We start from the raw sequence: 11835 nt of genomic DNA on the forward strand, positions 1-11835 counted from the left end.
GCCTCGGGCTGCGCGAGGAAGATGCCCCAGCGGTAGTCGGGCATCTTCACGTGGCCGAACTGCGCCCAGCCGTCGGGCGTGGTGCTGGTGGCGGTGCGCAGGTAGACATCGAAGCCGTGCGAGCCGTCGGGGCCCATGTCCTGCCACCAGTTCAGGTAGTTGGGCTGCCAGTGCTCGAGCGCACGCTGCAGCGTCCGGTCCTCGGACAGGTTGACGTTGTTGGGGATCTTGTCGGTGTAGTTGATGCTGGACATGGGTCAGATTCGTTTCCAGTCGAACTGGGCCTTGTGCCCGGTGCCGTAGACCTTCAGCGCGCCCGCTTCGCCGACGGCGTTCGGGCGGTTGAAGATCCAGTTCTGCCAGGCGGTCAGCCGGCCGAAGATGCGGGTCTCCATGCTCTCGGTGCCGGCGAAGCGCAGGTTGGCTTCCAGGCCGGTCAGCGCGTCGGGCGACAGGCTCGCGCGCTCCTCGAGCGCGATGCGGATCTCGTCGGCCCAGTCGATGTCGTCGGGTGCCGCGGTGACGAGGCCGAGCGCGAGCGCCTCGTCGGCATCGAGCAGGCGGCCCTGCGTCGCCTGCACCGCCCCGATCTCGCCGGCATCGCGGTGGAAGCGGCGCTGCAGGCGCGTCTCGCGGCTCACCATCTGCAGGTCGTCGAAGTTGAACGCCGACAGCGCGATGCGCGGCGCCGCAGCGGGCTCGTCGGGCAGCGCCCGCATGTAGATGCGATCGGCGGCGAGTGCGATCTCGAGCAGCGAGCCGGCAAAGCACGCGCCGCGATCCACCAGCGCGAACAGCGAGCGCGACGACACGTCGAGCCGCGCCAGCGTGCGCCGCAACAGGCCGATGGTCTCGCGCACCAGCCAGTGCGAACGGTGCGCGTGCAGCGTCGCGTCGAGCGCGAGCACCGCGTCGACCGCGCCCTGCGTCTTCAGCAGCCAGGTGCCGATCTCGGGCTCGTTGGTGCGCAGGTGCAGGATCGCGTCGTCGAGCTCGCGCGCCATCTGCAGCGGGTACCAGGCCGCGCCGGCGGCCTCGATGCCGGCGAGGTCGGCCGGCTGCGCGCCCGCGGGTCCGCGCACCGTCAGCGTCGCATGGCGCGCGGCGCGGTCGATCTGCACGTCGACGTGGCCGTAGGCCAGGCCATTCGCCGACACCTGCTTCACGAGCCGCGGCAGCGGCACGCCGCGCGCATCGGCCGGCCGGTCGCTCGTCGCGGCCAGCTCGCGCGCCCGCTCCTGCACGCGCTGCGCGAAGGCCTGCGTCTTCACCGCCTCGTCGACCAGCCGCCAGTCCACCGCCTTCTTGCCGCGCACGCCTTCGCTGGTGGTGCAGAAGATGTCGGCATGGTCGTGGCGCACGCGGCGCTTGTCGGTCAGGCGCGTCAGCCCGCCGGTGCCGGGCAGCACGCCGAGCAGCGGCACCTCGGGCAGGCTGACGGCCGACGAGCGGTCGTCGACCAGGATGATCTCGTCGCAGGCCGCCGCCAGCTCGTAGCCGCCGCCGGCGCAGGCGCCGTTCACCGCGGCCAGGAACTTCAGGCCGCTGTGCCGGCTGCTGTCTTCGAGCCCGTTGCGCGTCTCGTTCGTGAACTTGCAGAAGTTGACCTTCCAGCCGTGGCTGGACAGGCCGAGCATGAAGATGTTGGCACCCGAGCAGAACACCCGGTCCCGGCCGCTGGTGAGGATCACCGTGCGCACCGCCGGGTGCTCGAAGCGGATGCGCTGCACCGCGTCATGCAGCTCGATGTCGACGCCGAGGTCATAGCTGTTCAGCTTCAGCTTGTAGCCCGCGCGCAGCCCGCCGTCCTCGCTGACGGCCATCACGAGCGTCGCAACCTGGCCTTCGACGCTCAGCCGCCAATGGCGGTAGCGGTCGGGATGGGTCTCGTAGTCGACCGGGGAGTCAACAGGGAAAGCGGCAGGAGGGACATTTGTCATGGGGGCATCTCCGGCAAGCGGCAACATGCTGCACGCTCGGCAATGAAGATGCAATTTAGTGCATGCGGCCGCCAGCGTCAACCCGCCAGCCGGATCGTGCCCCTCAATTGGTCCTGCAGGGCCGTGAATGCGGCCTCCATGGTCTTGTCGCTGGTGTCGAACACCTCGTCGGCCTTCGAGTAGAAGGCGGCGCGGCTCTCGAGGATGCGCCGCAGGTCGTTCATCGCCTCGGCATTGCCCGACATCGGCCGGGTGTCGCCCTGCGCCAGCACGCGGTTCATGTGCTCCTCGGGCGAGGCGCGCACCCACACGGTGTAGCAGTGCGCCAGCAGCATGTTGAAGGTGGCCGGGTCGGAGACGATGCCGCCGGGCGTCGCGATCACCGCGCGCGGGTAGCGCTGGATGCACTCCTCCAGCGCGCGCCGCTCGTGGCGCCGGTAGGCGGCCGGGCCGTACAGCGAATGGATCTCGGAGACGCTGCAGCCGGCCACCGCCTCGATGTGGCGGTTCAGCTCGACGAAGGGCACGGCCCAGCTGTCGGCCAGCATCTTGCCGAGCGTGCTCTTGCCGGCGCCGCGCAGGCCGATCAGCGCGACCCGCTGGCGCCGCGCCGCCTGGCTGGCCGGCGCGCCGAACACCGAGGCCAGCGCGGAGCGCGCCTGCGCGAGCTCCGATTCGCTGCGGCCGCGCAGGATCTCGCGGATCATCAGCCACTCCGGCGAGCTGGCCGTCTCGTCGCCGACCAGCTCCGCCAGCGTGCAGTTCAGGGCCTGCGCGAGCTGCCGCAGGAACTGCACCGACGCATTGCCGACCCCCATCTCGACATTGGCCAGGTGCCGCTCGGACACGTCGGCCACCTTGGCCAGGCTCTTGCGTGTCAGGCCGCGCCGGGATCGCAGTGCCCGCGTGCGCTCGCCCAGGGCGGCCAGGAACGGGTCTTTGTCGGTGGTCGGATCAGGTTCGCCTTCCGGCGCGGGGGGCGAGTTCGGGATTCGGTCCAAGGGTATGTCCGTAACGAGGTCGATCGGGACTGCTGGCTATACTGAAATTCAGTGCAACATATTGCATAAACCGATCGCTGCACTGTCTGTGAATGCATTATGCGGAGATCGGGTCGGCTTGAGGTAAAACCGCGGCCGGCCCGTCAGGAGAACAGCATGCCCGCGAACCCCGCCGTGGTGGCGCCGCCCGAACGATTCAACGTCGCAGCCCACCTGCTGCAGCGCAACGCGGGCCGTGCCGCGAAGACCGCCTACATCGACGACGACGGCCGGCTCAGCTACGGCGAACTGGCCGACCGCGTGCGGCGCTGCGCCGCCGGCCTGCTGCGCCTGGGGCTGCGCCGCGAGGAGCGCGTGCTGCTGCTGATGCTGGACACGGTGGACATGCCGGTGGCCTTTCTCGGTGCGCTGTATGCCGGGCTGGTGCCGGTGCCGGTCAACACGCTGCTGCCGGCCGCGGACTACGGCTACCTGCTGGCGCACAGCGGCGCCCGTGCGCTGGTGGTGTCGGGCGCACTGTGGCCGGTGGCGCAGCAGGCGCTGGCCACGCTCGCCGACCAGCCGGCCGTCGTGCTGTCCGGCGCCGCGGCGGCCGAGGGTGCGACCCCGTTCGCCGCGCTGCTCGACACCCCGCCGCTGGCCGCCCCCGCCGACACGCACGCCGACGACTTCGCGTTCTGGCTCTATTCATCCGGCTCCACCGGCAAGCCCAAGGGCACGGTGCACAGCCATGCCAACCTGTACTGGACCGCCGCGCTGTACGGCCAGCCGGTGCTCGGCGTGCGCGAAGACGACATCGTGTTCTCGGCCGCCAAGCTGTTCTTCGCGTACGGGCTCGGCAATGCGCTGACGTTTCCGCTGAGCGTCGGTGCGACCGTCGTGCTGATGGCCGAACGGCCGACGCCGGCCGCGGTCTTCAAGCGCCTGACGCAGCACCGCCCGACCGTGTTCTGCGGCGTGCCGACGCTGTACGTCGCGCTGCTCGCGAACGAGGCGCTGCCACCGCGCGACGCGGTCGCGCTGCGCGTGTGCGCCTCGGCCGGCGAAGCACTGCCGCGCGAGGTCGGTGAACGCTTCAGCGCGCACTTCGGCTGCGACGTGCTCGACGGCATCGGCTCGACCGAGATGCTGCACATCTTCCTGTCCAACCGCGCCGGCGCGCTGCGCTACGGCTGCACCGGCAAGCCGGTGCCGGGCTACGAGCTCGAGCTGCGCGGCGACGACGGCCGCCCGGTCGCGCCCGGCGAGATCGGCGACCTGTTCATCCGCGGGCCGAGCGCCGCGCTGCTGTACTGGACCAGCCGCGACAAGACGCGCTCGACCTTCCTGGGCGACTGGGTGCGCAGCGGCGACAAGTACGTGGTCGATGCCGACGGCTGGTACACCTACGCCGGCCGCAGCGACGACATGCTGAAGGTCAGCGGCCAGTACGTGTCGCCGATCGAGGTCGAGTCGGCGCTGATGGGCCACGCGGCAGTGATGGAGTGCGCGGTGATCGGCCTGGCCGATGCGCAGGGGCTGACGAAGACGCGCGCCTACGTCGTGCCGAACAAGGGCCACGTGGCGGGCCCCGAGCTCGAAGCCGCGCTGAAGGCCTTCGTGAAGACGCGGCTCGCACCGCACAAGACGCCGCGCGAGATCCTCTTCACGACCGAGCTGCCGAAGACGGCGACCGGCAAGATCCAGCGCTTCAAGCTGCGCGCCTTGAACGAGGCATCGGCCTGACGCATGGTCGGACGCCGCTACGCCGAACCGATCCAGTTCGCCGAGCTCGACGGGCTCGGCCGTCCGCTGCGCCTCGAGTACCAGTGGGTCGGCGATGCGGCCTCGACGCGGCCGGTGGTCGTGTTCCTGCACGAAGGGCTGGGCTCGCTCGCGATGTGGAAGAACTTTCCGCGCCAGCTCTGCGAAGCGCACGGCCTGCGCGGCCTGGTGTACTCGCGCTACGGCTACGGCCAGTCGACGCCGAAGCCGCCCGGCGAGCGCTGGCCGGTCGATTTCATGCACGTGCAGGCGCGCGAGGTGCTGCCGGCCCTGCTGCGGCAGCTCGGCGTCGCGCGGCCCTGGCTGTTCGGCCACAGCGATGGCGGCAGCATCGCGCTGCTGCATGCGGCGTCGCACCCGACCGCGGGCGTCGTCGCGATGGCGCCGCACATCGTCGTCGAGGCGCTGAGCATCGCGAGCATCGAGCGCGCCCGCCACACCTATGAAACCACCGACCTGCCGCAGCGCCTGGGCCGCTACCATGCAGACGCGGAATCGGCGTTCCGCGGCTGGAACGACATCTGGCTCGATCCGTCGTTCCGCGGCTGGAGCATCGAAGACGAGCTGGCCGCGGTCCCCTGCCCGGTGCTGGCGCTGCAAGGCGTCGACGACGAGTACGGTACGCTGGAGCAGATCCGCGGCATCGCGCGGCGTGCCCCGCAGACGCGCCTGCTGGAGATCGCGGACTGCGGCCACTCGCCGCACCGCGATCAACCCGACCTCGTGATCCACGAAGCCGGCCGCTTCATCACCGGGTTGTCCGATCCTCTCGAATCCTGAACCTCACGGAGACTGGCATGCACCTGATCAAGTTCCCGGCCCTCGCGGCCCTGGCGATGTCGATGGCGGGCGGCGCGGCCCATGCGCAGGCCACCGGCCCGATCAAGGTCGGCTTCATGCTGCCCTACACCGGCACCTACGCGAGCCTGGGCACGATGATCGAGAACGGCTTCAGGCTGTACGTGCAGGAGCAGGGCGGCAAGCTCGGCGGCCGCGAGATCCAGTACTTCAAGGTCGACGACGAATCCGAGCCGGCCAAGGCCACCGACAACGTCAACAAGCTGATCAAGCGCGACCAGGTCGACGTGCTGGTCGGCACGGTCCATTCGGGCGTCGCGCTCGGCATGGCGAAGGCGGCCAAGGAGAGCAATACGCTGCTGATCATCCCGAACGCCGGTGCCGACGCGATCACCGGCCCGCTGTGCTCGCCGAACATCGTGCGCAGCTCGTTCTCGAACTGGCAGCCGGGCTACTCCACCGGCGTCGTGATGGCGCAGAAGGGCCACAAGCGCGCGATGACGATCACCTGGAACTACGCGGCCGGCAGCGAGGCCGTCAAGGGCTTCACCGAGGCCTTCGAGAAGGGCGGCGGCAAGGTCGTGAAGGACCTGAACCTGCCGTTCCCGAACGTCGAGTTCCAGGCGCTGCTGACCGAGATCGCCGCGCAGAAGCCCGACGCGGTGTACGCGTTCTTCGCCGGCGGCGGCGCGGTGAAGTTCGTCAAGGACTATGCCGCCGCGGGCCTGAACAAGACCATCCCGCTGTACGGCTCGGGCTTCCTGACCGACGGCACGCTCGAGGCCCAGGGCGCCGCCGCGCAGGGCCTGCTGACCACGCTGCACTACGCCGACAACCTCGACACGCCGCGCAACAACGCGTTCCGCAAGAGCTTCGCGCTCGCGTACAAGGCGAATGCCGACGTCTACGCGGTGCAGGGCTACGACGCGGCGCAGATCCTCGCGGCCGGCCTCAACGCGGTGAAGGGCGACCTCGCGAAGCGCGAGGCGCTGACCACCGCGATGCGCAAGACGACGGTCGACAGCCCGCGCGGCAAGTTCACGCTGTCGGCGGCCGGCAACCCGGTGCAGGACATGTACCTGCGCGAGGTGAAGGGCGCGAACAACGAGTTCAAGTCGATCGCCGTGAAGGCGTTGGCTGACCCCGCCCGCGGCTGCAAGCTCTGAGGTGGATGCCACCACCTTCCTCGTCCAGTGCCTGAACGCCGTCCAGTACGGCCTGCTGCTGTTCCTGGTGGCCAGCGGGCTGACGCTGATCTTCGGGATCATGGGCGTGATCAATCTCGCGCACGGCAGCTTCTACATGATCGGCGCCTACCTCGCGTTCGCGCTGGCACCGTACTTCACCGATCAGTTCGTGCTGATGCTCGTGGTCGGCACGCTGCTGGCGGCGGCCTTCGGCTTCGTGCTGGAGTGGGCGTTCTTCAGCTTCCTGTACCAGCGTGAGCACTTGCAGCAGGTGCTGATGACGTATGCGCTGATCCTGGTGTTCGAGGAGTCGCGCAGCCTGCTGCTCGGCAACGACGTGCACGGCGTGCAGCCGCCCGCGTGGCTGGCCGGCAGCATCGCGCTCGGCGAGCTGATGTCGTACCCGGTGTACCGGCTGTTCGCGTCGGCCGCCTGCCTCGCGATCGCGGCGCTGCTGTACCTGGTGGTCAACCGCACGCGGCTCGGGATGATGGTGCGCGCCGGTGCCAGCAACCGCGACATGGTGCGCGGGCTCGGCATCGACATCCGGCTGCTGTACCGCGGCGTGTTCGCGGCCGGCGTCGCGCTCGCGGCGCTGGCCGGCATGATCGCCGCGCCGATGTCGTCGGTGTACCCGGGCATGGGCGGCAGCGTGCTGATCGTCAGCTTCGTGATCGTCGTGATCGGCGGCATCGGCTCGATCACCGGCGCGCTGGTCGCGTCGCTGCTGGTCGGCTTCGTCGACACCTTCGGCAAGGTGTTCTTCGCCGAGCTGAGCGGCATCGGCATCTACCTGCTGATGGCGATCGTGCTGGTGTGGCGGCCCGAAGGCCTGATGCGGCGGGGGCATTGATGGCGCTCGCGGGGTCTCGTGGGTTGCCGCAGGTCGCGCCGCTGGCGATCCTGCTCGCGCTGGCGCTGCTGCCGGCGGTGCTGTCGCCGTACCTGATGGACCTGACCGTCAAGATCCTGATCTCGGCGATCTTCGCGCTGAGCCTGCAGCTGCTGGTCGGCGCGACCGGGCTGGTGAGCCTCGGGCACGCGGCCTTCCTCGGCATCGGCGCCTACGTGACGGTACTCGCGTCGCCGCAGGGCGAAGGCGCGTCGCTCTGGTGGCTGCTGCCGGCGGCGATGGGCGGCGCGGCCGCGTACGCGCTGTTCGTCGGCGCGCTGAGCCTGCGCACCCGCGGCGTGTACTTCATCATGGTGACGCTCGCGTTCGCGCAGATGGCCTACTTCGTCTTCCACGACACCAAGCTCGGCGGCGGCAGCGATGGCATCTACCTGTACGTGCGGCCGGTGCTGCGGCTGGGCGACACCACGCTGCTCGACCTCGAGAACAAGCACCAGGTCTACGGCCTGGTGCTGGCCTCGCTCGCGTTCACCTGGGGCGGGCTCGCGCTGCTGCTGCGCTCGCGCTTCGGCCATGCGCTGCAGGGCATCCGCGTCAACGAGGCGCGCATGCGGGCGGTCGGCTTCCGCACCTACGGCTACAAGCTCGCGGCCTTCGTGATCGCCGGCGCGCTGGCCGGGCTGGCCGGCGCGCTGCTCGCGATCCAGGACGGCGTCGTCAACCCAGAGCTGCTGTCGTGGCACGAATCGGGCGCGGTGCTGCTGATGATCATCCTCGGCGGCCTCGGCCCGCTGCGCGGCGCGATCGTCGGCGCGGTGGCGTTCACGCTGCTGAAGGAGCTGTTCGCGAGCGAAGGGCTGGTCGGGCCGCTGGCGGCGCACTGGCAAATGACGCTCGGCTTCACGATCATCGCGTTCGTTGCGTTGCTGCCGCGCGGCATCGTCGGCATCCGTTGGCGCCGGGGGGCCGCATGAGCGCGCTGATCCAGGCGAGCGGCCTGTCGCGCACCTTCGGCGGCCTCGCGGCCGTCGACGCGGTCTCGCTCGACCTGCGGCTCGGCGAGGTGCACGCCGTGATCGGCACCAACGGCGCCGGCAAGTCGACGCTGATCAACCTGCTGTCGGGCGAGCTGCCGGCCAGCGCCGGGCAGATCCGCTTCGGCGACGACGACATCACCGGCTGGTCGCAACCGCGCCGGGCGCGCGCCGGCATCGGCCGCAGCTACCAGCGCACCACCATCTTCGACAGCTTCAGCGTGCTGGAGAACTGCCGGCTCAGCGCGCAGGCCGCGCTGCAGCGGCCGTGGCAGGTGTGGCAATCGGCGCAGCGCTGCAGCACCAGCCTCGAGGTGGCCGGGCAGGCGCTGCAGGCCGCGGGCCTCGCCGACAGCGCCGCCCACCTCGCCGGCACGCTCAGCCACGGCCAGAAGCGCCAGCTCGAGATCGCGATGTGCCTGGCCACCCGGCCGCGCGTGCTGCTGCTCGACGAGCCGCTGGCCGGCATGGGCGCCGAGGAGACCGAGCGCATGCTCGCGCTGCTGCAGTCGCTGAAGGCGGGCCACGCGATCCTGCTGGTCGAGCACGACATGGACGCGGTGTTCCGCATCGCCGACCGCATCACGGTGATGGTCAACGGCGCGGTCATCGCCTGCGACGCACCGCAGCGCATCCGCGAGCATCCGCAGGTGGTGACGGCCTACCTCGGCGAGGCGCACGCATGAACACGGTGCCGCTCGTGGAGATCGACGGGCTGCATGCCGGCTACGGTGACAGCCGCGTGCTGCACGGCGTGTCGTTCGCGGTGCCGGCCGGCAGCGCGCTCGGCCTGCTCGGGCGCAACGGCATGGGCAAGACGACGCTGATCCGCACGCTGATGGGCTACCTGCGGCCAAGCGCCGGCCGGGTGCGCTGGCAGGGCCGCGACGTGACCGGCTGGCCGCCGGAGCGCATCGCGCGGCTCGGCGCCGGCTACGTGCCCGAGGGCCGCGGCATCTTCCCGAACCTGTCGGTGCGCGAGAACCTCGTGATGGCCGCGCGCGCCGCGGCCGACGGGCAGCGGCCGTGGACGCTGGAGCGCGTGCTGGAGACATTTCCGCGCCTCGGCGAGCGCCTCGCACACGGCGGCCAGCAGCTCTCCGGCGGCGAGCAGCAGATGCTCGCGATCGGGCGTGCGTTGATGACGAGCCCGCAGTTGCTGATCCTCGACGAAGCGACCGAAGGCCTGGCGCCGCTGGTGGTGGCCGAGATCTGGCGCGTGATCGCGCAGATCCGCGCGAGCGGCATCAGCACGCTGATCGTCGACCGCAACGTGCGGCGCGTGCTGGAGCACACCGACCAGGCGGTGGTGCTGGAGAAGGGGCGGATCGTGTGCGCGGCGGCCTCGTCGACACTCGCCGGCGACCCGGCGGCGCTCGCGCGCTGGCTGGGCGTCTGACGCTCGGACCCGCCTGCGTACGCAGCGATACGCCGCGTTACCGCCTGTCGCCAGGGCTGCCGTTTTTTGCGCTGCATGACCCCGACGGCGAAGCGGGCTTCCCTTTTGTGTCAGCTGCGTCAGCATCCGTTTCACCGGCCTCCGGCAGGCGAGTGCTTCCCAACATCGCCCGCAAGCCGCGCCGGCGCTTGCTTCGTGCAGCCATGCACCGGTTCGGATTCTCGCCACGCACCCGCCTGGACGCGTCCGGCAGCGGTGGCTTGCTTTTTGCGCTGTAGAACGCATTCCGGCCACGAGCCGGGCGGCTGTGCGTTGGGAGCGCGACACCATGAACTTTCTGCCACGGCTGCTGGTGCTCAGCGCCGCGATCTCGGGCTTGCTGCTGACCGGCGGCTGCACCACCACGGCCAGCGCGATCATGAGCGCCACCGGCATCGCGACCGACTCCAGCCCGACCTGGGAAATCATCAAGCACATCCACGCCAAGTTCACCGAGGGCGATCCGCAGTCCTGCGCGGCGCTGAACTCGGCCCAACGGGCACTCACCGCACGCTGCCTGCCGTTCCAGCCCGGCAGCCTGAAGGTCGCCGACATCCGCGCCAGCGGCTTCCAGGAATGCACGCTGACGATCGCGGCACGCGATCCGCAGTTCTGGCCGGTGCTGCCGGAGTTGCTCGACAAGGGCGCGCAGCCCGAGACCTGCTACCAGCCGCCGATGGTCGCACTGGCGCGTTCGCCGAATCCGGTCGACTTCTCGAAGGCCTCGCCGCAGACGCTGCGCTCGCTGCGCTTCCTGGCCGAGGCCGATTCGCGCTCGGTGAACCATGACGTGCTGCGCCTGCTGAGCTCGCCGAGCGCGCGCGCCGCCGGGCTCGACGACGTGATCGCGCAGTGGTCGGACCAGGGCGACCTGGCGGTCGGCCAGCTGGCCTTCAGCCCGCTGAGCGCCCTGCACCCGAGCGCGTTGCAGACGCCGCTCGCGGCCAAGCTCGAGGCCGCCGGTCATACCGCGAAATCCGGCCTGGGCCCGTACCAGGGCAAGCTGGCGGCCGGGTTCGAAGAGGCGCTGCGCACCTCCGACTATGCGGCGCTCGAATGGTGGTTCAAGCGCGAGCCGAAGCTGGTCGACAAGGTGCCGTCGACGCAGGGGCAGCAGCTGCCGTGGATTCCGCTGGCGCGCGTCGTGGTGCCGGCGTTCATGAACGACGAGCGTGCGCAGACGCAGATGGTGAGCTTCCTGCTGAGCCATGGCGCGAACCCGTGGCAATCGCTGCCGTACCAGCCGACCCAGACGGTGGTGGGCTTCGCGAAGACGCTGAAGAGCCCGACGGTGGCGCTGCTCGAGGCCCCGAAGGTGCCGGCGGCGACGACGATGGCGGCCAACGGCGGCAACAGCGGCCAGGCCGAGTAGGGATCAGTCCCCGGCGGCCGGTTCGCCGCTGTCGAGGAACGGCCACCCCAGCACCTCCGCAAGGCGGTGCACCACCCACACCGCCTCGTCCTTCGACACCACCGGGCCGGCCTGCAGGCCGCGCAGGCAATCGGCAAGCACCGACGCCTGCGAAGCCCCGGTGCCGAAATGCTGGGCGCTCGCGCGCTCGCTCAGGTGCTGCGACAGGTCCTCGCACAGCTCGTAGCGCTCGCGCAGTTCGGTCAGTGGCACGGTGAGGCGCTGGCGCGCGTCGGTGTACAGCGCGTAGAAGCTCGGCGGAACGTGGATTTGATACTCATCGGACATCGCGCCGATGATGCCAGCCTTCGTTGCAGCAGCGTCGCGATCTACAGGTCGTCGAACAGCCCGGGCTCGCTGCCGATGCGGGCGCGCTCGATGCCGAGCAGCCGGCGCTTCATGTCGACGC

At 70.3% G+C, this 11835-nt stretch carries 11 protein-coding genes and 1 pseudogene; 8 read left to right on the plus strand and 4 right to left on the minus strand.

What is annotated here, in order from left to right; genetic code table 11:
- The 3 genes and pseudogenes from AC1D15_RS07270 to AC1D15_RS07280 form a co-directional block, all read right to left on the minus strand.
- Window positions 1–254, minus strand: a pseudogene (locus tag AC1D15_RS07270) (benzoyl-CoA 2,3-epoxidase subunit BoxB); the annotation flags it as partial.
- A gap of 3 nt (window positions 255–257) precedes the next feature.
- On the minus strand, window positions 258–1940 hold the full coding sequence (boxC, locus tag AC1D15_RS07275; protein ID WP_477825468.1) for a 2,3-epoxybenzoyl-CoA dihydrolase: 1683 nt from the start codon (window positions 1938–1940) through the stop codon (window positions 258–260).
- A 77-nt stretch (window positions 1941–2017) separates the two neighbouring features.
- Window positions 2018–2941, minus strand: coding sequence for a helix-turn-helix transcriptional regulator (locus tag AC1D15_RS07280; RefSeq protein WP_477825469.1), 924 nt, complete (start codon window positions 2939–2941; stop codon window positions 2018–2020).
- Between the two features lie 156 nt (window positions 2942–3097).
- Here AC1D15_RS07280 and AC1D15_RS07285 point away from each other — a divergent pair, with 156 nt between their 5' ends.
- The 8 genes from AC1D15_RS07285 to AC1D15_RS07320 all read left to right on the plus strand — a co-directional run bounded on the left by AC1D15_RS07285 (window position 3098) and on the right by AC1D15_RS07320 (window position 11387).
- Window positions 3098–4666 carry a benzoate-CoA ligase family protein gene (locus AC1D15_RS07285; protein ID WP_477825470.1) on the plus strand — a complete coding sequence of 523 codons (1569 nt, stop codon included), beginning with the start codon at window positions 3098–3100 and terminating at the stop codon, window positions 4664–4666.
- A 3-nt stretch (window positions 4667–4669) separates the two neighbouring features.
- Window positions 4670–5485, plus strand: a complete 816-nt coding sequence (locus tag AC1D15_RS07290) for an alpha/beta fold hydrolase (protein ID WP_477825471.1) — start codon at window positions 4670–4672, stop codon at window positions 5483–5485.
- A 17-nt stretch (window positions 5486–5502) separates the two neighbouring features.
- Window positions 5503–6669: an ABC transporter substrate-binding protein gene (locus tag AC1D15_RS07295; protein ID WP_477825472.1), complete on the plus strand. Its 1167-nt coding sequence runs from the start codon at window positions 5503–5505 to the stop codon at window positions 6667–6669.
- 1 nt (window position 6670) lies between these two features.
- Window positions 6671–7543, plus strand: a complete 873-nt coding sequence (locus tag AC1D15_RS07300) for a branched-chain amino acid ABC transporter permease (RefSeq protein ID WP_465110706.1) — start codon at window positions 6671–6673, stop codon at window positions 7541–7543.
- The gene (locus tag AC1D15_RS07305) at window positions 7543–8517 is read left to right on the plus strand and encodes a branched-chain amino acid ABC transporter permease (RefSeq protein ID WP_477825473.1); all 975 of its coding nucleotides are present in this window, start codon (window positions 7543–7545) and stop codon (window positions 8515–8517) included. Before AC1D15_RS07300 ends, AC1D15_RS07305 begins: the two co-directional genes overlap by 1 nt.
- On the plus strand, window positions 8514–9263 hold the full coding sequence (locus AC1D15_RS07310; protein WP_477825474.1) for an ABC transporter ATP-binding protein: 750 nt from the start codon (window positions 8514–8516) through the stop codon (window positions 9261–9263). The genes AC1D15_RS07305 and AC1D15_RS07310 overlap by 4 nt, the downstream gene beginning before the upstream one ends.
- Window positions 9260–9976 (plus strand): ABC transporter ATP-binding protein, encoded by a 717-nt coding sequence (locus AC1D15_RS07315; RefSeq protein ID WP_047509040.1) that lies wholly within the window; start codon window positions 9260–9262, stop codon window positions 9974–9976. Before AC1D15_RS07310 ends, AC1D15_RS07315 begins: the two co-directional genes overlap by 4 nt.
- Before the next feature lie 328 nt (window positions 9977–10304).
- Entirely contained in the window at window positions 10305–11387 is a 1083-nt protein-coding gene (locus tag AC1D15_RS07320; protein WP_477825475.1) for a hypothetical protein, read from the plus strand.
- Window positions 11388–11390: 3 nt separating this feature from the next.
- Here AC1D15_RS07320 and AC1D15_RS07325 read toward each other — a convergent pair whose 3' ends face one another.
- Complete coding sequence (locus tag AC1D15_RS07325; RefSeq protein WP_477825476.1) at window positions 11391–11714, minus strand: hypothetical protein; 324 nt, start codon at window positions 11712–11714, stop codon at window positions 11391–11393.
- Window positions 11715–11835: the final 121 nt, after the last annotated feature.

The organism is Rhizobacter sp. P2_H2 (genome assembly GCF_056403375.1).